Origin of the sequence: Polynucleobacter sp. AP-Feld-500C-C5 (genome assembly GCF_018882265.1) — a bacterium.
Lineage (GTDB): Bacteria > Pseudomonadota > Gammaproteobacteria > Burkholderiales > Burkholderiaceae > Polynucleobacter.
Genome location: NZ_JACVOW010000021.1, coordinates 226,540 through 251,220 on the forward strand (window position 1 = coordinate 226,540; position 24,681 = coordinate 251,220).

At 41.6% G+C, this 24,681-nt stretch carries 25 protein-coding genes; 17 read left to right on the forward strand and 8 right to left on the reverse strand.

Annotated features, from left to right (window positions below; all coding sequences use genetic code 11):
* Positions 1–5: 5 nt before the first annotated feature.
* From ICN21_RS06175 to ICN21_RS06225, 11 genes are all read left to right on the forward strand, one after another.
* A complete protein-coding gene (locus ICN21_RS06175; protein WP_255534227.1) occupies positions 6–1,148 on the forward strand; it encodes an N-acetyl sugar amidotransferase in 1,143 nt (380 codons plus the stop codon).
* A complete protein-coding gene (gene hisH / locus ICN21_RS06180) occupies positions 1,145–1,765 on the forward strand; it encodes an imidazole glycerol phosphate synthase subunit HisH (protein WP_216177591.1) in 621 nt (206 codons plus the stop codon). The genes ICN21_RS06175 and hisH overlap by 4 nt, the downstream gene beginning before the upstream one ends.
* On the forward strand, positions 1,752–2,522 hold the full coding sequence (locus ICN21_RS06185; protein WP_216177593.1) for an AglZ/HisF2 family acetamidino modification protein: 771 nt from the start codon (positions 1,752–1,754) through the stop codon (positions 2,520–2,522). Before hisH ends, ICN21_RS06185 begins: the two co-directional genes overlap by 14 nt.
* A gap of 65 nt (positions 2,523–2,587) precedes the next feature.
* On the forward strand, positions 2,588–3,634 hold the full coding sequence (locus ICN21_RS06190) for a polysaccharide biosynthesis protein (protein ID WP_216177595.1): 1,047 nt from the start codon (positions 2,588–2,590) through the stop codon (positions 3,632–3,634).
* A gap of 1 nt (position 3,635) precedes the next feature.
* Positions 3,636–4,769 carry an NAD-dependent epimerase/dehydratase family protein gene (locus ICN21_RS06195; RefSeq protein WP_216177597.1) on the forward strand — a complete coding sequence of 378 codons (1,134 nt, stop codon included), beginning with the start codon at positions 3,636–3,638 and terminating at the stop codon, positions 4,767–4,769.
* 2 nt (positions 4,770–4,771) lie between these two features.
* Positions 4,772–5,920: a non-hydrolyzing UDP-N-acetylglucosamine 2-epimerase gene (gene wecB, locus ICN21_RS06200; RefSeq protein ID WP_216177599.1), complete on the forward strand. Its 1,149-nt coding sequence runs from the start codon at positions 4,772–4,774 to the stop codon at positions 5,918–5,920.
* Positions 5,921–5,989: 69 nt separating this feature from the next.
* Positions 5,990–7,162: a glycosyltransferase family 4 protein gene (locus ICN21_RS06205; protein WP_255534228.1), complete on the forward strand. Its 1,173-nt coding sequence runs from the start codon at positions 5,990–5,992 to the stop codon at positions 7,160–7,162.
* Positions 7,156–8,130 (forward strand): SDR family oxidoreductase, encoded by a 975-nt coding sequence (locus ICN21_RS06210; protein ID WP_216861656.1) that lies wholly within the window; start codon positions 7,156–7,158, stop codon positions 8,128–8,130. Before ICN21_RS06205 ends, ICN21_RS06210 begins: the two co-directional genes overlap by 7 nt.
* Positions 8,131–8,132: 2 nt before the next feature.
* Positions 8,133–8,693, forward strand: a complete 561-nt coding sequence (locus tag ICN21_RS06215; RefSeq protein WP_216177603.1) for a sugar transferase — start codon at positions 8,133–8,135, stop codon at positions 8,691–8,693.
* A gap of 107 nt (positions 8,694–8,800) precedes the next feature.
* Positions 8,801–10,756, forward strand: a complete 1,956-nt coding sequence (locus tag ICN21_RS11155) for a polysaccharide biosynthesis protein (protein ID WP_370624059.1) — start codon at positions 8,801–8,803, stop codon at positions 10,754–10,756.
* Between the two features lie 130 nt (positions 10,757–10,886).
* Complete coding sequence (locus tag ICN21_RS06225; RefSeq protein ID WP_216177605.1) at positions 10,887–11,552, forward strand: hypothetical protein; 666 nt, start codon at positions 10,887–10,889, stop codon at positions 11,550–11,552.
* 296 nt (positions 11,553–11,848) lie between these two features.
* Here the strand turns inward: ICN21_RS06225 and ICN21_RS06230 are convergent, their stop codons facing one another.
* Positions 11,849–12,877: a calcium:proton antiporter gene (locus ICN21_RS06230; RefSeq protein ID WP_216177606.1), complete on the reverse strand. Its 1,029-nt coding sequence runs from the start codon at positions 12,875–12,877 to the stop codon at positions 11,849–11,851.
* A gap of 98 nt (positions 12,878–12,975) precedes the next feature.
* Here ICN21_RS06230 and ICN21_RS06235 point away from each other — a divergent pair, with 98 nt between their 5' ends.
* Positions 12,976–13,338 carry a sirohydrochlorin chelatase gene (locus ICN21_RS06235; protein WP_215367098.1) on the forward strand — a complete coding sequence of 121 codons (363 nt, stop codon included), beginning with the start codon at positions 12,976–12,978 and terminating at the stop codon, positions 13,336–13,338.
* Here the strand turns inward: ICN21_RS06235 and cobA are convergent.
* From cobA to ICN21_RS06250, 3 genes are read right to left on the reverse strand one after another with little or no spacing between them, the layout of a single operon-like run.
* Positions 13,261–14,112 carry a uroporphyrinogen-III C-methyltransferase gene (gene cobA, locus ICN21_RS06240; RefSeq protein ID WP_216177608.1) on the reverse strand — a complete coding sequence of 284 codons (852 nt, stop codon included), beginning with the start codon at positions 14,110–14,112 and terminating at the stop codon, positions 13,261–13,263. The genes ICN21_RS06235 and cobA overlap by 78 nt on opposite strands.
* 7 nt (positions 14,113–14,119) lie before the next feature.
* Positions 14,120–14,725 (reverse strand): DUF934 domain-containing protein, encoded by a 606-nt coding sequence (locus ICN21_RS06245; RefSeq protein WP_216177610.1) that lies wholly within the window; start codon positions 14,723–14,725, stop codon positions 14,120–14,122.
* Positions 14,722–16,449 carry a nitrite/sulfite reductase gene (locus ICN21_RS06250; protein ID WP_216177612.1) on the reverse strand — a complete coding sequence of 576 codons (1,728 nt, stop codon included), beginning with the start codon at positions 16,447–16,449 and terminating at the stop codon, positions 14,722–14,724. Before ICN21_RS06250 ends, ICN21_RS06245 begins: the two co-directional genes overlap by 4 nt.
* Positions 16,450–16,627: 178 nt before the next feature.
* Here ICN21_RS06250 and ICN21_RS06255 point away from each other — a divergent pair, with 178 nt between their 5' ends.
* Positions 16,628–17,917: a serine hydrolase gene (locus tag ICN21_RS06255; RefSeq protein WP_216177614.1), complete on the forward strand. Its 1,290-nt coding sequence runs from the start codon at positions 16,628–16,630 to the stop codon at positions 17,915–17,917.
* A 94-nt stretch (positions 17,918–18,011) separates the two neighbouring features.
* Here the strand turns inward: ICN21_RS06255 and ICN21_RS06260 are convergent, their stop codons facing one another.
* The 4 genes from ICN21_RS06260 to ICN21_RS06275 are packed head-to-tail and all read right to left on the reverse strand — an operon-like array spanning position 18,012 to position 20,595.
* Entirely contained in the window at positions 18,012–18,383 is a 372-nt protein-coding gene (locus ICN21_RS06260) for a hypothetical protein (RefSeq protein WP_216177615.1), read from the reverse strand.
* 5 nt (positions 18,384–18,388) lie between these two features.
* Positions 18,389–18,622 (reverse strand): hypothetical protein, encoded by a 234-nt coding sequence (locus tag ICN21_RS06265; protein ID WP_216177616.1) that lies wholly within the window; start codon positions 18,620–18,622, stop codon positions 18,389–18,391.
* 44 nt (positions 18,623–18,666) lie between these two features.
* Positions 18,667–19,578, reverse strand: a complete 912-nt coding sequence (locus ICN21_RS06270; protein ID WP_216177617.1) for an amidohydrolase — start codon at positions 19,576–19,578, stop codon at positions 18,667–18,669.
* Between the two features lie 21 nt (positions 19,579–19,599).
* A complete protein-coding gene (locus tag ICN21_RS06275; protein WP_216177618.1) occupies positions 19,600–20,595 on the reverse strand; it encodes a tripartite tricarboxylate transporter substrate binding protein in 996 nt (331 codons plus the stop codon).
* Between the two features lie 135 nt (positions 20,596–20,730).
* Here ICN21_RS06275 and pcaD point away from each other — a divergent pair, with 135 nt between their 5' ends.
* Genes pcaD through ICN21_RS06295 form a run of 4 tightly spaced genes read left to right on the forward strand, consistent with a single transcriptional unit; the run spans position 20,731 to position 24,603 of the window.
* Positions 20,731–21,546 (forward strand): 3-oxoadipate enol-lactonase, encoded by an 816-nt coding sequence (pcaD, locus tag ICN21_RS06280; protein ID WP_216177619.1) that lies wholly within the window; start codon positions 20,731–20,733, stop codon positions 21,544–21,546.
* A 49-nt stretch (positions 21,547–21,595) separates the two neighbouring features.
* Positions 21,596–22,174 carry an HdeD family acid-resistance protein gene (locus ICN21_RS06285; RefSeq protein ID WP_216177620.1) on the forward strand — a complete coding sequence of 193 codons (579 nt, stop codon included), beginning with the start codon at positions 21,596–21,598 and terminating at the stop codon, positions 22,172–22,174.
* Positions 22,175–22,210: 36 nt separating this feature from the next.
* The gene (locus tag ICN21_RS06290; protein WP_216177621.1) at positions 22,211–22,396 is read left to right on the forward strand and encodes a hypothetical protein; all 186 of its coding nucleotides are present in this window, start codon (positions 22,211–22,213) and stop codon (positions 22,394–22,396) included.
* 41 nt (positions 22,397–22,437) lie between these two features.
* Positions 22,438–24,603 carry a TonB-dependent receptor gene (locus tag ICN21_RS06295; protein ID WP_216177623.1) on the forward strand — a complete coding sequence of 722 codons (2,166 nt, stop codon included), beginning with the start codon at positions 22,438–22,440 and terminating at the stop codon, positions 24,601–24,603.
* Positions 24,604–24,681 lie beyond the last annotated feature (78 nt).

The following is a 24,681-nucleotide window of genomic DNA, read 5'->3' on the forward strand; positions in this document are numbered from 1 at the left end:
GTTCTATGAATATTTCTTACCAAATTTGCAATAAGACCATCATGGACACCACCGATCCATCCATTAAGTTCGACCAAAATGGTATTTCAGACCATTATCATGATTTTGTTAACCAGGTTCTTCCTCGGTGGCAATTCGGTGCGTATGGACACGTAGAATTTGAGAGAAATATTGAAGCCATTAGGAAGGAAGGCGAAGGAAAAGAATTTGATTGCTTGCTGGGGTTGAGTGGCGGTATGGATAGCTCCTATATGCTTCATTATGTAGTGAAAAAATTAGGGCTACGTCCGCTTGTATTTCATGTAGATTGCGGATGGAATTCAGAGCTTGCTGTTCATAATATAAATGTATTAGTTGAAAAGCTAAATGTTGATTTATATACCCATGTTATTAATTGGGATGAAATGAAAGATTTTCAGCTTGCTCTGTTTAAATCTGGTGTCCCAAATCTAGATATACCTCAGGATCATGCAAATCTAACAACCTTGTATCACTTTGCAAATAAATATCGTATTAAGTATATATTGAATGGCGGAAATATCTCAACCGAATGTGTTCAGTATCCGATGTCATGGTTCTATTATGGAACTGATATGCGATTCATCAATGACATACGTAAAAAATTCTGCTCAAATTTTTTGGAAACTTATCCATTTAGCTCTGTTCTCTTTCACAGACTATATTTGAGGTACCTTAGGGGGGTTAAGTTATTTAAACCATTAAATTATATTTCTTATGTAAAGTCCGAGGCGGCAGCGGAGCTTGAAAAAGAATATGGATGGAGAAGTTACCCTCAGAAACACTTTGAATCTCGGTTTACAAAGTTTTATGAGGGTTATTGGCTGCCAACTAGATTTGGTTACGATGTTAGAAAGGTTCAATTTTCAAGTCTAATTTTGACAAATCAAATGACTAGAGATGATGCATTAGAAAGGTTGAAATCTCCATCTTATGATTTGGAAAAAATTGATGAAGAATTTAAATATATCGCAACAAAATTGGGTATTAGTGTAGATGAACTTACTAAATATTTGCATATGAAAAAATATTATTATTGGGACTATAAAAATTCAGAAAAACTATTCAAGTTGGGTGCCTTATTTTTAAACTTAATTGGCGTGGAAAAAACAAAAAAGAGAAATAAATGATAGGCATCATCAGTTATGGGTCTGGAAATATTAAAGCCATTTTAAATGTATACGAATCTCTAAAGATTTCAGCGAAAGTTGTTACTTCAAAAAATGAACTAGAAGGGTGTTCTGGTTTTATTTTGCCTGGCGTAGGATCGTTTGATTATGCAATGTTTAAATTCAATGAGTCTGGATTAATTGGCCCACTTAGCGATCTCATTTTGGAAGAAAAGATGCCCGTGCTTGGCATATGCGTAGGAATGCAAATGCTTGCTGATAAAAGTGAGGAGGGGTCTTTGCCGGGCTTGGGCTGGATAAGCGGCTCTGTTAAAAGAATTAAGGGGCGTGAAGGTGTAAGGCTGCCGCATATGGGTTGGAATGAGGTTAAACTGGCGCGTAGAAATTTACTAATGGACGGAATTTCAGATTTAGAAAGATTTTATTTTTTACACTCATATTATTTTGATCCTGTGGATAAGTCTCAAGGAATATTGGAGGTATGCCATGGGGAGAAATTTTTTTGTGGAGTTAATAAAAATGAAGTTTATGGCGTGCAATTTCATCCAGAGAAAAGTCATGATCAAGGTATTCAGTTGTTAAATAATTTTTCAAAATTGACTGATGTTAAGGCCTAGATTAATACCTTGCTTGCTCCTAGCAAATAATGGCCTTGTTAAGACTATTAATTTTTCCAATAGAAAATATGTTGGTGATCCGTTAAACGCTGTAAAAATTTTCAATGAGAAAAATGTAGATGAGTTGATAGTTCTAGATATTGATGCAACCGCACATAATCAAGAACCAAGATATGACCTAATTGAGTCACTGGCATCGGTATGTAGAATGCCATTATGTTATGGAGGCGGCATAAATAATACAGATCAAGCACTTAAAATTCTTGATCTTGGTGTGGAGAAAATTGCTCTTAGCTCAGCAGCTTTTGCTATGCCTCAATTGATTTCAGATGTTGCAAAAAAAGTGGGTAGTCAAAGTGTATCAATAGTGATTGATGTTGAGGTTAATCATGAAAAAAACACTTACAAGATTACAACAACTAACAATACGGTAAGTATTGAAGTGGGTTTAACTGATGCCTTACAGCGTATAGAATCTATGGGTGCTGGGGAGATAGTCATCAATTCAGTTGATCGGGATGGTGCTATGCAAGGTTTTGATTTAAATCTCATAGAAATGGCTCTGAATACAGTTAGTCTACCAATTACGATCATAGGGGGTGCTGGTTCCCCAGAGCATTTTTTACAAGTAGTTAAAAAGTTTGGAGTGATTGGTCTCGGTGCAGGAAGCTACTTTATCTTTAAAGGTAAATATCGTGCTGTCTTAATTAATTATCCTTCTGCAGCAGATAAAGAAAAACTATTTTTTGGTGCCTAAATAAGTTATGGATAAAGAATATGAGGATTTGATGGGTAATTTGCGTTTTATACTTTGCAAAAAATATGTTTAAAAATAAATGTTTACTTATTACAGGTGGAACAGGCTCTTTTGGAAATGCCGTCCTTTCCCGCATTCTAGGTACCGATATTGGTGAGATTCGCATTTTCAGTCGAGATGAAAAAAAACAAGACGATATGCGCAAAAGCTATAGTAATCCAAAACTTAAATTCTATATTGGAGATGTGCGTGATAGGAGAAGTTTGTCCGAATCTATGCGTGGAGTGGATTATGTATTTCATGCTGCCGCTCTGAAACAGGTGCCATCTTGTGAATTTTATCCAATGCAAGCTTTTCAAACCAATGTGTTGGGAACTGATAATGTTCTTGATGCTGCAATTGCAGCTAAAGTATCTCGCGTTGTGTGCTTAAGTACAGATAAGGCTGTATATCCCATTAACGCGATGGGTATAAGCAAGGCCATGATGGAAAAAGTTATGGTAGCTGCTAGTCGTAACCTTGGTGGAATTAATACTATTATTTGCGGAACTCGATACGGCAATGTTATGGCTTCGCGAGGATCTGTGATTCCCTTATTTTTACAACAACTGCAATCTGGATATCCCATAACCGTCACAGATCCAGAAATGACTAGATTTATGATGACCCTAGATGATGCTGTAGATCTTGTTTTGTACGCATTTAAGAGTGGTGAAAATGGTGATATCTTTGTGCAGAAATCTCCAGCCTCAACTGTGAAGGTTCTAGTTCAAGCAATATTAGAGTTGACAAATAAGTTAGAGCATCCAGTCTCAGTTATTGGCACTCGTCATGGTGAAAAGCTCTACGAAGTTTTGCTAGGCCGTGAGGAGATCTCGCGTGCTCATGATCTGGGTAAATATTTCAGAATACCTTCTGACGCGCGCGATTTAAATTACTCTAAATTTGTAGATCAGGGTGAGAAAAATAATACTTTGTGCACACATGGCGAAGACTATAGCTCTCACAATACATATCGATTAGACGTCAATGAAATGAAGGAGCTCTTACTTAAGCTTGAATTGATGCAACATCAATTATCAGGTGACTGTTCAATGTCTAAGCCAAAATAAAATGAAAGTTTTAATTACCGGCTCAAATGGATTTATTGGAGGTAACTTGCAACTCCATTTGGCTGAGCGCAAAAATATCGAGATAAGGTCCTTTTCTAGGGAGCAAAATATTGATTCTCTAACAGAAATGGTTCGAGACATAGACATAATCTTTCATTTGGCTGGCGTAAATCGCCCAGTTAATATAGATGAGTTTAAATTAGGTAATGTTGATTTAACGTTGGCGATTTGTAGTGCAATTACTCTCGAAATAGCGCGTACCGGCAAAAAACCTAAATTAATTTATACCTCCTCAATTCAAGCTAGTGCAGATAATGAGTATGGGATAAGCAAGCGCCTTGCTGAGGAAGCGGTCTTTGAACTTAATATAAAAACAGGTGTCGATATCTATGTTTATAGATTGCCTAATGTGTTTGGTAAATGGGCAAAGCCAAATTACAACTCTGTAGTGGCAACTTTTTGCCACAATATTTCCCGTGGGTTGCCAATTCGAGTAGATGATTCAGAAGCGATAATGCATCTACTTTATGTAGAAGATTTGATCCAGAATTTTTTGTATTTGATGGACGGCGTTGAGGTTACAAAAAATCTAGATGGCTTTGTTGTTCCTGAGCCCATTTACCAGGTTAAGGTTGGTGAAATTGCAAAGTTGATAAAGGCATTTAAAAAAAGTCAAGTTGATTTGCTTACTGATTGTGTGGGCAGTGGATTAATACGTGCGCTGTATTCAACGTATGTAAGTTATTTACCAGTTGAATCTTTTTCTTATTCTCTGCCTCGCTATTCAGATACAAGGGGTATCTTTGTAGAAGTTCTTAAGACTTCAAATTGTGGACAATTTTCATACTTCACTGCAGGCCCAGGTATTACTCGTGGTGGGCATTACCACCATACAAAAACTGAAAAATTTTTAATTATTAAAGGACGAGCTTGTTTTAAATTTAAAAACATGCATTCTAATCAATATTATGAATTAGTTGTATCTGATGAGGAGTCTAGGGTTGTGGAAACAATACCTGGCTGGGCACATGATATTACTAATATTGGTAACGATGAATTAATCGTAATGCTTTGGGCAAATGAAATATTTGACAGATCTCAACCGGATACATTTTCTTATTCTATTGAACATTGACTATGAAAAAATTAAAAGTTTTGACAACAGTTGGTACGCGCCCTGAAATAATAAGATTATCAAGGGTATTGTCTAGGTTAGACAATTATTGCGATCACGTTTTAGTTCATACGGGGCAAAATTATGATTTCGAGCTCAATAAAATTTTTTTTAACGATCTGGGTATTCGTGAGCCTAATTTTTATCTAAACATTACTCAAAACGTCAGTGGACCATCTCAGGCAATTGGTAATTTACTTATCGAAATTGATAAGGTGCTTGAAGAGGTTGAGCCCGATGCCATGCTAGTTTTGGGGGATACAAATAGCGCATTATCAGTTATCGCTGCAAAAAAAAGAAAAATTCCAATCTTTCATATGGAGGCAGGTAATCGCTGTTTTGATCAAAGAGTTCCAGAAGAAATTAATCGACGGATTGTTGATCACACAGCTGATGTTAATTTAACCTACAGCACGATTGCTCGCGAATATTTGTTACGAGAGGGGATTCAGCCTGATTTAGTAATCAAAACAGGTAGTCCAATGCGCGAAGTATTAATGCACTATTTACCTAAAATTCAAATGTCGAATGTTCTGGAGCGACTTAATTTAAAAAAGAATGGATATTTTTTGGTGAGTACGCATCGTGAAGAAAATATCGAATCTCAGAAATGTTTTTCTAAGCTTGTAGTCTTATTAAATATGTTGGCAGAGGATTATGGAATTCCAGTTATTGTATCTACTCACCCCAGGACAAAAAATAAAGTTGATAAAACCGGAACAATATTTCACCCTAATGTGCAATTAATTAAGCCATTAAGTTTTAGTGACTATAACAAGCTGCAGATTCATGCTCGCGTTGTATTATCTGACAGTGGCACTATAAGCGAGGAATCATCAATATTAGATTTTCCTGCATTAAATTTGCGTCAAGCTCATGAGCGTCCAGAGGCAATGGAAGAGGCTGTTGTGATGATGGTTGGTCTTGAAGCTGACCGAGTGAATCAGGGATTGACCATTTTAAACAATCAGCCTAGAAGAGATCAAGGTGACGATAGTGAAGTTATAAAAATAGTTTCCGACTATGACTCTATGAATGTGTCAGCAAAGGTCCTGCGAATAATACATAGCTATACTGATTATGTTAATAGAGTAATATGGAAAAAATATTAAGTCGATTTATTCATGCGGATACTTGTAGTCTCACAATACTTTTGGCCTGAAAATTTTCGAATCAATGATTTGGTTTCAGAGCTAATAGAGCGTGGTCATGATGTTTCAATATTAACCGGTCTACCAAATTATCCTGAAGGCAAAGTTTTTCAGTCATACATTGAAAATCCAAAATTTTATTCTGCTTATAACGGCGCTCAAGTTATTCGCGTACCTATGGTGAGCCGGGGAAATAATAAAATTAAGTTGGCATTAAATTACTTTACTTTTGCCATCAGCGCCTCAATTTTTGGGGCTTGGAGACTGCGGGGAAGGCGTTATGATGCAATATTTACTTACGAGCCATCCCCAATTACAGTTGGATTGCCGGCAGTTTTATTGAGGGCATTAAAAAATGTTCCTTTAGTCTTTTGGGTTTTAGATTTGTGGCCTGAGACGTTAGAGGCGATCGGAGTGGTCAGGCACAAAGTAATTTTATTTTTTATTAGAAAATTAGTTTCATTTATTTATAAAAGATGTGATGTTATTCTTGCTCAGTCTAAAAGCTTCATTCCGCAAATTAGAAAATATGCTGGCGATAATACTTGCATAGAATATTTCCCTAGCTGGGCTGAAAAATTCCAGCAACCAGTCAATCGATTTTCTATAGAGAACTTAGGGATAAAAGCCAAGAAATTTAATATTATTTTTACCGGAAACATTGGTGAGGCACAGGATTTTCCGTCCATTCTAGCTGCTGCTGAGATTTTAAGAGATCGATCTGAGGTGCGCTGGTTAATTATAGGAAGTGGTCGGATGTATGGCTGGTTAGTTGATCAGATTAAATCTCGAAATCTAGAGGGATGTATTTTTTTATTTGGTCAGCATCCATTGGAGGCCATGCCTTTATTTTTCGATCAGGCTGATGCATTGCTTGTTTCTTTAAAAGACGAGCCCATTTTTGCATTAACTATTCCTGCTAAATTACAGTCTTATTTATCAGCAGGAAAGCCGATATTGGGAATGCTTAATGGTGAGGGCGCAAAAGTTATTATTGACTCAGGCTCGGGGCTTTCTATATCTTCTGGTGATGCGCTTGGATTGGCAAATTCTGTACTAAAGCTCCTTAGTATGACAAGTGAAGAACGTGCCGAAATGGGGCAAAAGGGCATAGAATTTAGTATTAAAGAGTTTAATAAAGAGAAGCTAATCACAGCACTAGAAGTTCTCTTAAAAAGGCCAAAAGTCAAACTTGATTGGTAAAGTTCAGAGAGAGGAGGGGTTCTATTAATCTCATTACTGGGGCAACAGGATTTATTGGTAAAAGCCTACTAAATTATTTAATTGAGAGCGGCATTCATACAGTTGCTGCTGTTAGAGTTAAGCCAAATAATTGGTCAATAAAGTGTCCATTATTTGAGGTTGGTGAAATTGGTCCAGAGACTAATTGGTCGGATGTATTAATTGGTATTGATTCTGTTATTCATACAGCTGCGCGAGTTCACGTCATGAATGATATGTCAATTAATCCTCTATTAGATTTTCGAAGAGTTAATGTTGAAGGTACTCTCAATCTGGCTAGGCAAGCGGCTAAGGCGGGGGTTAAGAAATTTATTTTTTTAAGTTCAATTAAAGTTAATGGAGAATCAACCCAAAAAGGAAAGCCATTTACAGATTCTGATAAGCCATGTCCAGAAGACCCTTATGGTATTTCAAAGTATGAGGCAGAAGAGGGGCTTCGACTTATTGCGAGAAATACGGCAATGAAAGTTACTATTATTCGACCGGTTTTGGTCTACGGTCCCGGTGTAAAGGGCAATTTCTTGTCACTAATTCAATTGCAAAAGATGGGCTTTCCGCTACCGCTTGGAGCAATTCGGAATTCTCGCAGCTTTATATCTCTGGATAATCTCATCAACTTTATCGAATTGTGTTTAATTCATCCGGCGGCAGGAAACCAAACATTTTTAGTTGGCGACGGTGAGGATATTTCGCTAACTGAGTTACTGCAACTTACAGCATCAGTTATGAATATTAAATCTAGATTAATTCCAGTTCCAATGGGTCTTATTGGTTTGGGAGCAAGATTTTTAGGCAGGGAGGATCTAGCAAAACGGCTGTGTAGCAACCTGCAGATAGATATCACTAGGACTAAAGAATTATTGGGTTGGACTCCGCCTCTATCTGTTAAGGATGGTTTGAAGCGAGCCTGCTTTAATAAGGCAGAGTAAAAATGAAAAGATCTTTTGATATTTTTATCGGCTTTCTAGCATTATCTGCGCTATCTATTCCCATGCTAATTATTGCCTTGCTTGTTAAGATAAGTTCAAGGGGCCCAGTATTGCATTGGTCTGACCGAGTGGGCTACAAAAACTGTATATTTAAAATGCCTAAATTTCGCACAATGAAGGTCAATACACCCCAAATGGCTACGCACTTGCTTGGATCTCCGCAAGAGTATTTAACGCCTTTAGGATCATTTCTGCGTAAGTGTAGTGTTGATGAATTACCGCAGTTATGGAGTATTCTGGTTGGCCATATGAGTTTTGTAGGGCCGCGACCGGCATTATTTAGTCAAGAGGATTTGATTGCTCTCCGGACTGATTTTGGAATTGATAAATTAGTTCCAGGGTTAACTGGCTGGGCTCAGGTAAACGGTCGTGATAATCTTAGTATTGAGGAGAAGGTTCGCTACGAATTAGAATATTTAAAAATGCAGTCTTTTTGGTTTGATTTAAAAATTCTCACCTTAACTTTCTTTAGAGTGACAAAGCAGACGGGCATAATCCACTAGGTTTCATTGCTGTTTTTTATGTTTTATTGTTACATTCAGGTTATTTTCTTGGATTATTGTTGACAATATAAATGCTTCTTTTCTTTATGTAAATTATAATTATTATTGTGATAACTGGCGCTATTAAAAATTCCATCTTAGCTCTTCCGCGATTTGCTAAACGTGGGATTGCTATTATTTTTGACTCAGCCCTTTGCGCTTTAACGGTTTGGATTGCGTATGGATTGCGATTGGATGACTGGGGACCCCCCTATGGCAATCAATGGATACCGTTTTTTATATCTATCTTACTGGCCTTACCTCTTTTTATTTCATTTGGACTATATCGTGCTATCTTCCGCTATGTTGGCTCTGTAGCAATTTCATCAATTGCAAAAGTTTTTATTGGCTACACAGTTTTATTTTTCGGGATATTTTCGCTAATTGGTATAAACGAAGTTCCTCGGTCTATTGGTGTAATTCAGCCGATACTACTCTTTATTGGAGTGGGTTGCAGCCGATATTTTGTTAAAAATTGGCTTGGACCAAGAGTTCGCCATTCTTCAATCATTGATGGGGTGCGCCATAACGCCATTATTTATGGCGCAGGATTAGTAGGTCGCGAGCTTGTCGCTGCTCTATCTATTAACATGGGTATGGCTATTAGAGGCTTTATTGATGATGATCCTAATTTGCAAGGAAATACTATCAATGGGTTAACGGTATTTTCTAGTAATGATTTACAAGGATTAATAGATAGGCTGAAAATTACTGATGTACTCCTTGCCATTCCATCAATAAGTCAAGATCGTAGAAATGAGATTATTGCTGCTTTAAGTAAATGCGGTATCCGCGTTCGCACAGTGCCCAGTCCATATGACATTGCCGTAGGAAAAGTCAAGGTCAATGACTTATTTGATTTGGACATGAATGATTTATTAGGGCGAAAGATTGTTCCTCCAAATATTGAATTATTAGAGAAAAATATTCGAAATCAATGCATATTAGTGACTGGTGCTGGAGGATCTATTGGTAGTGAACTTTGTAGACAAATCATGAAGTTTTCGCCACAATCTTTAATATTGATTGATATTAGTGAATATTCTCTGTATTTAATTTATGAGGAGTTAAAAAAACTAGTTGATGTATTGAAAAATCAAGACACTAATATTTTCTTAGGTGAAAACTGCTTGACCACTCCTTCGCCTGATACTTGCACTATAGTGCCTTATCTTGGTTCAGTGCGTGACGCTGGATTAATGTCAAAAATTATTTCTACCCATAAACCTGATTCCGTTTTTCATGCTGCGGCATATAAACATGTCCCTCTAGTTGAGCGAAATATTGTTGAAGGGATCAGAAATAATGTTTTAGGTACCCTAGTTTGTGCAAGGGCAAGTATTGAGGCTGGTGTTTCACACTTCACTTTGGTGAGTACTGATAAGGCAGTACGACCTACCAATGTTATGGGGGCTAGTAAACGTATTGCTGAATTAGTTCTACAGAGCTTTGCCCAGTCATCTAGTAATGAGGGTCATCAAACCAATTTTTCTATGGTTCGCTTTGGAAATGTATTGGGTTCATCAGGTTCGGTAGCCCCCCTATTCTCTGAGCAAATTCAGGCAGGTGGCCCCATTACACTTACCCATCCAGAGGTTACTCGTTACTTTATGACTATTCCGGAGGCGTCACAGTTAGTCATCCAAGCTAGCGCAATGGCCACAGGAGGAGACGTTTTTGTTCTGAATATGGGTGAGCCTGTGCGAATTTATGATTTGGCTGTCCGGATGATCTTTTTATCTGGTTTGATGGTAAAAGATGAAGCTAATCCTCGGGGGGATATTGAAATTAAAATTACGGGTATGCGACCAGGTGAAAAACTTTATGAAGAGCTTCTGATTGGAGATAATCCGCAGCCGACTACACACCCAAAAATTATGAAAGCACATGAAGAATTCATATCTTGGGATGACTTAGAGAAAGAGCTGGAGAAATTAGATTTTGCTATGCAAAAAGATGATCATGGATTAATTCACGAAGTTTTGAAAAGATTAGTTCCCGGTTATTTACCAGAAATTAATTAGACATAATTGTTTGCTGTATTGTTATTTTCGCTCTTTTAACTTTGCTCAATTTCCATATAAACCAATTACGTTATCGCCAGCCTCACGCACTGTTGCAAGCTTAAATCCCGAAAATGATTTGGAGAGGCATTTGGCAAACGATATTGCCGATGATGCTTGGCGCGTACGACGTCATGATGATCAAATTTATGCGCAGCGTCAAAAAATTTATGATCGACTCACGCCGCAAATGGTTGCGCAGGTGGCAAATGTTCCCGAAGAGTTTCATACCAATTTGCCAGACTGGCTAACGGACATGACCCATACCATTAAAGCCAGTACTGCTGCGTATTCACAAAAAGTGTGTAATGAATATATTGATTGTCAGAAAAACTTTGCCTCCATTCCGAATTTAGCGGCAGTTTATAGTAAGTATCCCCAATTATTTTATTGCGCCGATGTGATGGCTAGAGACCTTGGGCATCCAGGAGTGTGTAATGACATCTCCAAAACATTGGCAGCGGTTTGGCAAAGTAATACAGAGCCACTTTGGAAGCTACTTAAGAAGGTCTACCACAAGGCATATTTCATCTCACAATGGAAATCGATTCGCCAGGCGGCCTTGCCGTGGGTCGAATCTTGGTACTTTATTCAGGAATCTGAGAGCTCCAGATTAGAGCATCTTAAAAGCTTGGGCATTAAAGCCAGAGCTGATTTTCGAAAGCAGTTGGCTGCCTATGAGCGTCTAAAGAAAAGCCGGGTAGTCTTTTCACCTGCATTGACAAAATTGGCTGGCGTGGATGCAAGCGCAAAGTAGGAAGCCCGCATCTAGCGATCCTCCAAAGTGCAAGTTGGCTAATTTTCAATGGACTTAAAAATGAAAAAACAAAAACTCAAAATATGGTGTTGCCATATAGGTTTACGAGTTTTTGGTGGGACAAATCGATACATAATTTAACTTCAATGTATGCAGAAAGAAGTTAAATTTGCTCTTTTACAATTTAAATATTGATCTTCGTAAGATTGCCCTAGTGATCAAGAGTATCGCTAGGGGTTTTGGCTGCCCTGCGATCTGGGGTAGCAGGGACAGGGACTAAGCCTAAGGAACTAAGTCTAAGGAACTAAGCTTAAGAATAAATACTCAAAGAAGATGATGAGGTGTACCACACCCTGTAGTAGGGTAGTTCTGCCTATCGCCAGTGTCAGGGCTCCAATAAAGAAGGTTAAGTACATTAGCGTCATATTCAGATTACTAATTCCAAGACTTAGCGGTAAGTTAAAGTAGATTGCGATTGCTGTAATCGTTGGGATGGATAACCCAATACTGGCTAGCGCTGAACCAAGTGCCAAGTTCAGGCTGCTTTGCAAGCGATTAGCTCTAGCTGCCCTCACGGCTGCAAAAGCCTCCGGTAAAAGTACCAACATCGCAATTGCAATGCCTACGATAGTCTTAGGCGCCCCAGCTGCATTGACCCCCGCTTCAATGGCTGGGCTCAGTAATTCTGCAAGTCCTACAACAACAATGAGTGAGGCGATTAGCAGGACTACGCTAATGCCAGTCTTGAGATTGCTAGGCTTAGGCGCATGAAAGTTGATATCAGTTTTCTTTTCTTCTGTTTTGGGTAGGTAGTAGTCACGATGACTTACGGTTTGGAAGAAAAGAAATGCAGCGTAGAGGGCAAATGAGGCAATACCAGCAAAAGCGAGTTGGCTCTTGGTAAAGTCTGGACCTGGTGTGCTTGTCGTCACAATCGGCATGACCAAAATAAAGGTCGCAAGAGCAGTTAACACTGCTAGCGCAGAATTCGTGCCCTCATTACGAAAAGACATTTCATGATGATGAAGACCGCCCATAAAAATACATAAACCAATCACACCATTGATCACGATCATCACGGTAGCAAACACGGCATCACGGGCAATAAATTGTGAGCCATCATGACCTGAGAGCATCATCGAGATAATCAGAGAAACCTCAATAATGGTGACGCTGATCGCTAGAATCAGCGCACCATAAGGTTCACCAGTTTTATGAGCGATCACCTCTGCATGGTGGACTGCTGAAAGTACCCCGCCAATGAGCATGATGCCCATAACTGCGATGAACCAAGTTTGACTGGCTAGGGTGTGAAGAAGTTCCATGAATGGTCCCTGTGGGTACGCTTTAATGAATTTGGGGTTAAGCTTATATAAGCGAATTAATTGATGATGTGAGTTTGTATTGGAGTTTATAGGTATTTATGAAGGCAATCATTCTTTTTGGCCATGGCGCAAGAGATCCCCGTTGGCGTGAGCCCTTTGACCGACTTGCTACTTTATGGAGTGCGCAGCATGCAGGAACTCCGGTTGAGCTGGCCTTCTTAGAGATGATGCAACCCTCTCTAGATGAGGCAGTGGCCGCATTAAGCGCCCAGGGGGCAACTCAGATTACTGTGGTGCCCGTGTTTTTCGGTCAGGGCGGTCACCTGCGCAATGACTTTCCGGTATTGCTGGATTCCTGTCGGGAAAAATTCCCCCAAATCACTTTAAGCACGACGCCTGCTGTTGGCGAAGACTTGGCTGTCTTGCAGGCCATCATCGATTTTGGCGTTAGAGCACTTTGAGTCTTCGGATTCAGATTGTGTATCTTTAGTTCTCAAAGCTTCGCCCACCATAATTAAGGCTGGTGAGCTACTATCAAACCAAGCATCTGCTTTGCCATTGGCTAACTCTGCAAGAGTGCTAGACCAAAGACGTTCACGAGGTGTACTCACGGCTTCTAAAATTTGCACAGGCGTATCTTGCTTGTGAGTACCACCATTATTTGTGTGAGTAATTAATTGTTGTGCAATCTGAGCGGCATCTTTGCGCCCCATGTAATAGACAAGAGTGTCAGCGCTTGGATTGGAAATAGGTTGCCCAGCAGTCAGGTTCTTTGCGCCTTGCGCTAATGTTACAAAAGCAACGCTTCTACTGATTCCGCGTAAAGTCAGTGATTGTTGGATGCTTGCTGCGCCTGCAAGCGCTGCAGTAATGCCCGGTACTACTTGTACTTCAATGCCCGCATCTTTAAGTGCTTGGATTTCTTCATCGGCACGACCAAAGAGCATCGGGTCACCACCTTTAAGGCGAATCACCGTTTGGCATTTCTGGGCAGCATCGACTAAACGCTTATTAATAAATTGCTGTGCAGAAGAGAGCTTTCCACAACGTTTACCTACTGGAACAAGTTCTGCCTGCGGGCAAAGGGATAGCATTTCAGGCTCTACCAAAGCATCATGAAATACGATTTCTGCTTTTTCAAGCAGTTTTGCACCGCGCACGGTAATGAGATCGGCAGCGCCAGGGCCGGCGCCCACTAAATATACTTTACCGAGGGATGGAAGATTGCTTTTCATGCTCGACTCAAGCTTCCAGTAAAGAGCGTTTGCCACGCCAACTGTTTTGCGTAGTGACGGTAAATAAATCAAATTGCTTTAGAGCGATGTCCGTCTTTTGATCAGGACGTAGTGCAAAGCTATCAAAACCAACACGAGCACCTTGTAGGAGCTGATCAATGAGCACATCACCAATCGCACGAATCTCGCCAGTCCACTGGAAGCGATCGCGCAGAAGTGCTGCAGTACTAAAGCTTCTACCATCCCTAAAGATGGGAAAGTAGGCCGCAACTACTGGCCATAGGCTTTTACCTTGCTCAATTAGGTCAGCATGCTTCAGAATGTCTTCATCGGCAGTAAACCATACGCCAATGTGACCAGCTTTTGCTTTTGCTTGCACATCTGCTTTATGGTGATACGAATTGATCTGACTACGCCACCAAGTAAATGGCACCAAGATATTCTTTTTGCCGTGCTCTAAATCTGGGAGTCTTGAATTCGCGCCCTCATCTTCGTTTTTGTTGAGATTGCCACTCCAGATGAGCCATTCGTTAGGCGCTAGCTTAGGATTGCCACCTTTTGGGAAATGCAAAATTTGCTCATGTGCAGCAATGGTTTGTGGATTGGCGCTCATGATGTAGCTCCTGCAGATTGCGCTTTTTCTTTTTTCTTGGTGCTTTCGTCTTTATTTTTATATGCAGCCTCTTTGAAAGGTGTCACGCCGATTCTGCGATAGGCATCGATAAAGGACTCACCTTCACTGCGGTTATTGACGTAAGTATTAATGACATTAGTAATAACATCCGGAATCTCATCGGCATAGAAAGAAGGACCAATAACCTTGCCAATAGCGGCATCATTACCTTGCTCACCACCTAAGGTAATTTGGTACCACTCTTCACCATCTTTATCGACACCCAAAACACCAATATTGCCAACGTGATGATGGCCGCAAGAGTTAATGCAGCCAGAGATATTTAGGCTGATATCTCCAAGGTCAAATAAGTAGTCTAAATCATCAAAGCGCTCCTGAATCGCTTTAGCAATCGGCAGTGATTTGGCATTGGCTAAAGAGCAGAAGTCACCGCCTGGGCAGGCGATGATATCGGTAAGTAAGCCAATATTTGGTAATGCTACTTTTTGCTTTTTTGCTTCTTGCCAAAGTTCGTATAGCTTGGATTGCTCAACATCAGCCAATACTAAGTTTTGTTCATGGGTTGCTCGCAATTCACCAAAACTATACTGATCCGATAAATCGGCAATTGCCAACATCTGCGCAGTAGTGGCATCACCAGGCGCTACGGAGCCATGTGGTTTGAGTGACAAAATCACGCTGGCATAACCAGGAATTTGATGTGGCTTAACGTTACGCTCTAACCATCTTGCAAATGCTGCTCTATTTGCTTCACTAGCGGTATTGATCACTTGCTCATCAGAGAGTTTTGGCAAAGCTTTATAAGCAGTCTTAGTAAAGTGTTTGGCAACCCGATCCCATTCTTCTTTGGTGAAGTTGTCATCACCATTTTTAATGTGTGCCCATTCGCCTTCAACTTGACGAGCAAACTCTTCTGGACCCAAAGCTTTTACTAGGATCTTGATGCGAGCCTTATAGAGGTTGTCTCTACGCCCAAAGCGGTTATACACACGTAGTAAGGCTGTGAGGTAGCTAGGTAGTATCTGCCATGGCAAATCTGTTTTGATCAGTGAGCCTAAAATTGGTGTGCGACCCATACCGCCACCTGCATAGATATCTGCAGTCAGTTCACCATGATTGATGCCCGGACTTTTCTTGAGTTCAATACCAACATCATGGCAAAGCAAAATGGTGCGATCTTCTTTTGCGCCATTAATGGCAAACTTAAATTTACGTGGCAAGTGCGCAAACTCAGGATGCAGGGTTGACCACTGACGGAGTAATTCACATACAGGTCGTGGATCAACATATTCATCACCAGCGACACCAGCAAATGCATCGCTCGTAATATTACGAATACAGTTGCCAGAAGTTTGAATGGCGTGCATCTCTACTTTAGCAAGCTCAGCCAAAATATCGGGAGTATCTTCTAGTGTGACCCAGTTGAACTGAATATTTTGACGGGTCGTGAAGTGACCGTAACCGCGGTCGTACTTTTGCGCAATGAGCGCCAAGGTGCGCAATTGTTTGGAATTAAATAGACCATAAGGAATGGCAACCCGCAGCATGTAGGCATGACGCTGGTGATAGAGACCATTTTGCAGTCTTAGGGAGCGAAATTCTTCTTCCGCAAGACTGCCATCAAGACGCCTAGCCACCTGGTCTCTAAATTGTGCAACCCGTTGATCTACAAGGGTTTGGTCAATGTGGTCATATTTATACATAGCCCACGATTGTCAGGGTTATTCTATATTCAGCCAAATACTTAAAAATTGATCTTATATAACTTAGAGATATATAAGCTGGAAATAGACCCCGATCCCTAAAAGTCTGCTTCAATAGGCCTAAATCTTAAAAAAGAGGGCGTAAGCTACGCCCCAAAACATCAAAAACGGAGATAGCATGAAAAAATTCCAAGAAATTGGCTTGGCCGCCGCCTTCAGCTTCGGCTTAATGACGACTGGCGCAGGTTTTGCCGCAGATACCTCAAAAGCACCTTTGCCTCTTAGTAGCACTCCTGGCCAAGGATTTACCCAGGAAGGTCTCAAACGAATTGATGCGTTCTTTGCTGATCAAATTGCTGCTAACAATATGCCCGGTGCCGTATTGGCGGTTGCCAAGAATGGCAAGTTAGTCATTTTTAAACCTTATGGATATTTGGATAAAGCCAACAACAAACCTATGACAACGGATGCCATCTTTAATTTGGCATCGATGACTAAAGTGATGGCTGCTGTAGGCGGACTCACTTTTTATGAAGAAGGGAAGTTGCCGCTCAATGCGCCGATTTCTAATTGGCTTCCGCAATTTAAAGACATGAAAGTAGGCAAGATTGATGCTGATGGCAATCTCACTACCGTACCAGCAAAAAATCCCATTACCGTTCAAGATCTCATGCGCCATACCAATGGTCTCACTTATGGCGGTCGTGGCGCAACACCGGTCCATAAGTTTTATCCAGCAGGTTCAGCGCCCGCAGCCGTTCAATATAACGCGCAAGAATTTATTGATAAGTTAGCCAGTGCACCATTGCTCTATGAGCCAGGCGCTGCATGGGATTATGGTTTTGGCTTGGACGTGCTCGGCATCATTGAGGAAAAGATTGCCGGTAAACCTTTGGGCGCAGTCATGCAGGAGCGCATTTGGAATAAAGTCGGAATGCCAAATACTACTTTTGACTTGGCTGAAAAAGATCGTGCTCGCTTAGCTCAACCCTTGCCGATTGACCCGCTTACTGGTAAGCCACAAAAGGTTGATATTCATACGCAGAAAGTGAAGTTTGATTGCGGTGGCTCTTGTGCCTATTCTACTGCTGGCGACTACATTCGCTTTGGTCAAATGCTGCTTAATGGTGGCAGTCTTGAAGGTAAGAAAGTATTAGGTCCGCAGACAGTGGCATTTATGATATCAAATCACTTAAATAAAGATATCAAAAATAATGTCGGCGGTACTGAGCCAGGTCGCGTAGGTTATGGCTTCGGTTTGGGTGTAGCAGTTCGCACTGATAGAGGCTTGTCTGCAATCAACGGCAATATTGGTGACTTCACCTGGAACGGCGCATATGGGACCATCTTTTGGGCAGACCCTAAAGAACAAATGGTGGTGGTCATGATGGGTGTAGCGCCAGGCGAAATACGTAAGGTACATCGTGAGCAATTAAATGCTGTGATTTATGGCGCTCTAGAAAAGTAATTCCATCAACTAACTAAAAGATATTTAGTTAAAAAGCCCCGACTAGTGATGAACTAAGCGGGGCTTTTAATTTGGGGTTTCAGATATATTAGTTTTACAACCCATGTTCCCGATAGTGCCTGTATAGATTAGCAATTGACGCAAATCCCAAAGTCACAATCAGTACTGAAAATAGGTATTCAGTGGTGAGGTAGTTAAAGACCTTGAGTTGGATGAGGATTGCGGCTGCCATAAAAACACCAATCGATCCAAAGGCTACTAGTTTGAAATTGGGTATAAATGTACCCAAGGTGATTGCAACAAATACTAAATAGAGTTCTGAAACCAATTGGTCTGCAGTAACAAAAATAGAATTGGTTAATTCTGGGTCGGTAAATTTTCCCAAGACAGCAATAGTCAAAATACTAGCCAAGATCGCAAAGTTCAACTTTGCTTTGGATAGAATGGCTTTCAGTTGATCGTGCATATTGCTCAGGCTAATGGAGCACCATTGCCATTAAAGACCAGGCTAATGCCAAGCCATAAGAGAATGAAGGCAACAAGTACGGTGAAGCCAATTTTCTTGAGGAAATATTCCAGACTATCCATATAAGCTTCATCATTACGACCAAACCATTGATCAAAGCGCTTCCAAACTAGGCGACCTACCAATAGGGGTAACAACATCGCAACAATGCCTAAGATGACGGTAAGAGTGGTATCCATATAAAACTTCTTTCTACTGTATTTACTCTGTTTTGCTGGCTTATTTACAAATTGATTGCCGGAAAGTCATACAGGATACAGGGGTTATCGACCAGGATCGATTTTCTTAAGCTTGGGTCTGTAACCCAATCGCTAAATAGGTCGCAAAGGTCTGCATCATGCGGCATTTGCTTTTTGACCATTACATGGGGCCAATCGCTACCCCAGATCAGTCGCTTGGGATTTGCGTCTATCACTGCATCATTAAAAGGGCGCATATCGGCATAAGGAAGATTACCATCGCAAATGCGGTAAGGGCCTGTCATTTTGACCCAAGCCTGTTGGTTTTTGAGTAACTCTAATAAGCCCTGAAATCCTGGATCCTGGATTCCATGTTTTGTGTGGCTATATCCAAAGTGACCAAACACTAAATCTACTGGAAAGTTTTCAAAGACCTGAGCTAAGTCTGGATATTCATTCACATGCATGAGGAGTTCAAGATGCCAGCCAAAGGGCTTGATACGTTCTGCCAAAGCTTTCAGGTTTTGTATTAGTAAGCCAGCAGACTTATCAGCCACATCTACAAGATTGCAGCGAATGCCGCGCACACCGGATGTATGCAATTGCTCCAATTCGTTATCGCTCAATGCATTTGGATTGGCGGGGATAACAGCTACGCCACGAAACTTTTTGGGTTGTGCTTTGAGTGCCGCAAGCATCGCTTTGTTATCAGTGCCATATACACTTGGTTGGACTAGAACTGCGCGGTCTACACCAAGCATCTGCAGTAAAGAATTGTAGTTCTCTAAGCTAGCATCAGGCGGTGTGTATATGCGCTCTTGCGCATACGGAAATTGAGCCGCAGGACCACAGACGTGAGCATGACAATCAACTGCCCCAGCCGGAAACGCAATCTTCGGCGATCGTATTTCCGGGTCAGGGGCTTGGCACAGAGGTGCTGAAGGATGATTAGTCAATTGCTTTTCTACTGCGTTGCTTTATTGCGGTTCAATGTTCGCATCTTTGGCAATCTTTTGATACTTCGCCATTTCTTCGCGAACAAATTTGCCAAATTCAGTTGGGCTCATCGGTGTTGCTTTAATGCCTTTAGCTTCATAAGCTGTTTTGACTTCAGGATCTTGCATCGATTGATTGATGTCGGTATTCATCTTTTTAACTACTGCAGCTGGAGTGCCCGCAGGTGCCCAAACACCAAACCAAAGACCAATTTCAAAATTGGGATAACCCTGTTCTGCAATGCTGGTAATTTCAGGAACTGCCACATTACGAGTTTTGCTAGTGACTCCTAATGCGCGTACCTTGCCGCCTTTGAGTTGTCCAATCACAGTATCAAGCGGCGCCATATAAAAAGTAGTGCGGCCTGACATGGTGTCAGAAATCGCTTCAGGTGATCCTTTATAGGGAACGTGAATCAGTTTGATGCCCATCATTTGATTGAAGTACTCACCCGCCAAGTGAGTAGAGCTGCCAACACCTGCTGAAGCAAAGGTAATCTCACCCGGTTTGGATTTTGCAGCGATCACTAAATCCCGAATCGTTTGATAAGGACCATCTGCGGCAGTGATCATGACGTAAGGGGTTTGCCCAAGAATGGCCACATCAATCAAGCTCTTGAGTGGGTCATAAGGTAATTTTTTATAGATAGCTGGGTTGGCTGCATAGGATGCTGATTGAACGAGTAGGGAGTAACCATCTGGATCGGCATTGACAACAACACCTGTCCCGATCAATCCGCCAGCACCAGGGCGGTTTTCAATAATGACGGGTTGCTTCCAACTTTCCGTCAGGCTTTTAGCAACCAGTCGTCCAGCAATGTCAGCCCCAGAGCCAGTGGTTAAGGGAACGATCATCTTGACAGTGCGATTGGGGTAGCTTTGGGCATTGGCTATGGCTGCTGATACGGAAAGGCTCAGTATCAGAGTGAGTTTGCCAAGCATGCGAGTGCGCTTGCCCTGAATGAATGATGTCAACATCGTGTCTCCTATGACTTTTATAGCGTCGTTTTTATAGTGGCGTCTAAATACCTTCTAGGGTATTTCATTGGATAATCTAACACGGTCTCAAAAATAGATAAATAGAGGCCGGTAGACCCAAAAAGGCGGAGACAGATGACCCAATTGCAAGACACCAAAACCGTTAACGTCAATGGCGTTGATATTGCCTATCGATTTGATGGTCCCCAAGATGGCCGAGTACTGTTAGTGGCCAATAGTTTGATGGCCAACGGCAGTATGTGGGATTGGAATGTGCCTGCTCTTGCTGACCGTTACCGCGTGCTGCGTTACGACAAAAGAGGGCATGGCAAGTCTGGAGTTGCGCCTGGCCCATACAGCATTGCGCAGTTAGCAGATGATGCCGCTGGTTTGTTGGATGCACTGAAAATTGAGAAGGTGCATTTCATGGGCTTGTCGATTGGCGGGATGATTGGACAGCAACTAGGCGCGCGTTATCCTGAGCGCATTCTTTCACTTTCACTTTGTAATACCGCCAGTGAAATGCCACCCCGCAGTTTGTGGGAAGACCGCTTTCATACTGCCCGCTCACAAGGTCTTGCCGGTTTAGTAGATGGCACCATTAGCCGTTGGTTTACTGCACCCTTTATTGGTCGCGCTCCACAAGATATCGAAAAAGTGCGCCAGATGATTTTGGCAACCAATGTGGATGGTTATATCGGTTGCGGAAGTGCGGTACGCGATATGGCCCAAAGTACGATGTTGCTCAAGATCAAGGCGCCAACCCTAGTTCTATCCGGTCGCCATGATCCTGCTTGTACCGTAGATCAAGGTATTGTGCTTAATCGCCTGATTAATGGATCGCAGATGGTTATTATTGAAGACGCAGCCCATTTATCGAACATTGAGCAGCCTGCTCGATTTAATCAAGTGGTGCGAGAGTTTATTGATTCGGTAGATAACCATCTTTAAGTTTTGAAGATGCATTTCTTATTTTGCAGTGATCACTAAAAGGTTCCTCATGACCGACTTATCAGTAGAACAAATGAAAGTACTCCGTGCCAATGTATTGGGCGCGGCAGCAAAAGTTCCGGGGGCACTCATTGGTCTAGGCATTTTGTTCCTCATTCTCGGCATGATTGGCATTGCCGGTCAAACCCTCTTCTCTCTGGTTTCAGTCAATGTGCTGGGTATCTTCTTGTTTGCAGGCGGTATTCTTCAGGGTGCTCATGCATTTAAATCTGCTGGCTGGAAAAGTGTTGGCGTGCAGCTGATTTTTGCTATTTTGTATATTGGTGCAGCAATTTACGTATGGGCATTTCCGATTCCTGCCCTTGAAGCGATTACCTTGTGGTTAGCTGCAATCTTTTTTATTACTGGTTTATTGCGTTTAGTTTCTGCGTTTCAGCATCGTCATTTTGCTGAGTGGTTCTGGCTTGCCTTATCTGCAGCTATTTCTATTTTGATGGGCATACTCATCATGAATAGCTTCCCATCATCAAGCTTATGGTTACCTGGCCTATTAATCGCTATTGAATTGCTATTGCAAGGCTGGACATTATTGTTCTTGGGCTTTGCTGCCAAATCATTAACGAAGTAATAAGCACTGAATCATTCGAGATAAAAGGTAGCTGTCATGGCAATGAAAAAAACAGACCTGTACAAGAGCTTAGCTTTGACTACTGCTCAGCGTATGAAGAATGCTGCCAAGACTCCCAAGCCTGGGGTTGCTGAGGCGTATGCTAAAACCAAAAAGGAGTTAGCGGAGGCAAACCCGATTCTGGCTTCTTTGATGGGTAAGAGTAAGCCAAAGAAAAAATAAATCAAAAGAAAAATGCCAGTAGTACGCCCTTAATAATAGTTATGTGTAAGCAACTGCAATCTAGCGCGAATGTTCTAGCTCTCTTATTGGTTTTGCAATCTGGGCAATCTTGGGCGCAAATAGCACCACCCCCAAATTACGATCAAAAGCTCAACGACATAGTGGTTAATGCCACTCGTTCAGGAACACCCCTAGATGAAATGTCACTCAATACGACGATTCTGACGAGAGAAGTATTGGAATCCTCTCCTGATCAAACTATTGATCAAATACTCAAGAATGTACCAGGCGTATTCTTAAATGATGTGCCTTACTACCAAAAAGATCCTACCGGCCAGAGCATTAACGTGCGCGGCTTAGGCTATGGCCGCACTCTAGTATTGATTGATGGCTTACCAGCAAATGATGCCTTCTATGGAACAGTACAGTGGAACTTGGTGCCGATGTCTTCGATTGAGTCGGTGGAGTTTGTGCGTGGCGGTGTATCGAGTTTGTATGGCAACTACGGTATGGGTGGTGTGATCAATATCAACACCAAAACACCCAAAAATAGTTCCCAAGAAGTTTCTGCCAGTATTGGCTCATTTGCGACAGGTAACGTAGCCGCCTCAAAAGACCTGGTCGTGTCAGATGCAATGCAAATACGCTTTTCTGCAGATTACTTTTCTAGCGAAGGCTTTCAGAACTACGCTACGATTTCTCCAGGTTCACCGAGTAATATCAAAAATGGCATGGGAACGGATGCCGTTAAGAATTCCAACGTTCGTCTACAAAATTACTTCAAACCCTCTGCTAATACCAACGCTTTCTTAAGAATGGGTTACAGCACGATGGCTGATTTAAGCAACAACTACGCTATCGCGCCCAATTTAATTCAGACAGCTGATGTGGCGGGCGGTTCCACTACAAATCTAGATGTAGATAAAAAAGTGCAGGTTAATGTTTATTATCAAAATACGAATTTTTATAAACAAACTGCCAATAATCTGACTGCTTCACCTTATAAGGCTTATATCAATGCCAATTACACCGATCCTTACTCCACTCTTGGCGCATCAGCGCAATACACACATGATTTGAAGGCTGCTGGCATTGATCAATATATTGTTGGTGTTGATACCAGAAATATTTCTGCATCGAACTTAACAAATAATCTTGGTACGACTGGCGCGGTAAGCTCAGTAAGCTACGCGCAGGGACAGCAAAGCTTTTATGGACTTCTTGGTCAAGTTAAATCTCGGGCTAGCGCAATTCCACTAGAAACCACCTTAGGTGCGCGGGTTGATGTATGGAATAGTCAAACACCTACTTCATATAACGCTGGCGCCAATGGTTCAAGTCCTACCTATCAAGGCATTCCAAATCAGAGCAAAACGCAGTTGAGTCCAACTCTAGGTCTGCTATATAAAGTCTCCCAAAATTGGGACTTGCGAAGTGCTGCCTATCAGGCTTTTCATGCGCCGAGTATGAACAATACTTTGCGTAGTTATGGAAACTCTGTCAGTGGATATTCTCTGGCTAATCCGAATTTAACGCCCGAGACAATGACGGGTTATGAAGTGGGGACAGATTACCGCTGGAAAAATGGTTTTGCGCAGCTTACTGCTTTTAATAATTACATTCAGAATGCGATCGCCAGCTACAAAATTACTACTGCAAATTGGGCTTATGCAAATAGTCTGTGTAGTGCCGCTGGTCTTTCAGGATGCTCTGCTACTAGTACAAGCTCAGGCTATACCAATGTCAGCTACTACACCAATCAACAAAATCTATTGAGTCGCGGTCTTGAGTTGCAATACCATCACGATCTCAATCCGAATTGGGCTGTAGATGGTGGCTACTCCTACACCCGAACTGTATTAACGTGGACTGCCACGACTGACGCGATTAATTCACAGGTGGGCGGTGTGCCGATGAATATGGCAAATGCAGCCATTACTTATTACCCTGTGCCGCAGGCAAGTCTGACAACCACCGTGCGTTATGTTGGCAACTCCTGGATGGCAACAGGTACTTTACCCGTCCCGGCTTATGCAATTGTGGGTCTCAAGGCTAATTACCAAGTCACTCCCCAAGCCTCCATTTTTGCTTCGGTGGTGAACTTACTGAATCGACAATATGTCACCTTCAATATTGCGTCGCAGGCCTCTTCCTACCAGGCTGGCATGCCTCAGGCGATTAGCGTAGGCGCACGAATTACCTTCTAAACCCTGGCAATATAGGGCATTACCCTAGGAAATGGGTGCAGCTCCTTGGGTAAAAGAGTGCTTAAATAGGCGCTGAAG

Coding starts and splice junctions, on each gene's coding strand:
- ICN21_RS06175 (WP_255534227.1), top strand. CDS start 6: ATGAATATTTCTTACCAAATTTGCAATAAGACCATCATGGACACCACC.
- hisH (WP_216177591.1), top strand. CDS start 1,145: ATGATAGGCATCATCAGTTATGGGTCTGGAAATATTAAAGCCATTTTA.
- ICN21_RS06185 (WP_216177593.1), top strand. CDS start 1,752: ATGTTAAGGCCTAGATTAATACCTTGCTTGCTCCTAGCAAATAATGGC.
- ICN21_RS06190 (WP_216177595.1), top strand. CDS start 2,588: ATGTTTAAAAATAAATGTTTACTTATTACAGGTGGAACAGGCTCTTTT.
- ICN21_RS06195 (WP_216177597.1), top strand. CDS start 3,636: ATGAAAGTTTTAATTACCGGCTCAAATGGATTTATTGGAGGTAACTTG.
- wecB (WP_216177599.1), top strand. CDS start 4,772: ATGAAAAAATTAAAAGTTTTGACAACAGTTGGTACGCGCCCTGAAATA.
- ICN21_RS06215 (WP_216177603.1), top strand. CDS start 8,133: ATGAAAAGATCTTTTGATATTTTTATCGGCTTTCTAGCATTATCTGCG.
- ICN21_RS06230 (WP_216177606.1), bottom strand. CDS start 12,877: ATGGAACTTCTTCACACCCTAGCCAGTCAAACTTGGTTCATCGCAGTT.
- ICN21_RS06235 (WP_215367098.1), top strand. CDS start 12,976: ATGAAGGCAATCATTCTTTTTGGCCATGGCGCAAGAGATCCCCGTTGG.
- cobA (WP_216177608.1), bottom strand. CDS start 14,112: ATGAAAAGCAATCTTCCATCCCTCGGTAAAGTATATTTAGTGGGCGCC.
- ICN21_RS06245 (WP_216177610.1), bottom strand. CDS start 14,725: ATGAGCGCCAATCCACAAACCATTGCTGCACATGAGCAAATTTTGCAT.
- ICN21_RS06250 (WP_216177612.1), bottom strand. CDS start 16,449: ATGTATAAATATGACCACATTGACCAAACCCTTGTAGATCAACGGGTT.
- ICN21_RS06255 (WP_216177614.1), top strand. CDS start 16,628: ATGAAAAAATTCCAAGAAATTGGCTTGGCCGCCGCCTTCAGCTTCGGC.
- ICN21_RS06260 (WP_216177615.1), bottom strand. CDS start 18,383: ATGCACGATCAACTGAAAGCCATTCTATCCAAAGCAAAGTTGAACTTT.
- ICN21_RS06265 (WP_216177616.1), bottom strand. CDS start 18,622: ATGGATACCACTCTTACCGTCATCTTAGGCATTGTTGCGATGTTGTTA.
- ICN21_RS06275 (WP_216177618.1), bottom strand. CDS start 20,595: ATGTTGACATCATTCATTCAGGGCAAGCGCACTCGCATGCTTGGCAAA.
- pcaD (WP_216177619.1), top strand. CDS start 20,731: ATGACCCAATTGCAAGACACCAAAACCGTTAACGTCAATGGCGTTGAT.
- ICN21_RS06285 (WP_216177620.1), top strand. CDS start 21,596: ATGACCGACTTATCAGTAGAACAAATGAAAGTACTCCGTGCCAATGTA.
- ICN21_RS06290 (WP_216177621.1), top strand. CDS start 22,211: ATGGCAATGAAAAAAACAGACCTGTACAAGAGCTTAGCTTTGACTACT.
- ICN21_RS06295 (WP_216177623.1), top strand. CDS start 22,438: ATGTGTAAGCAACTGCAATCTAGCGCGAATGTTCTAGCTCTCTTATTG.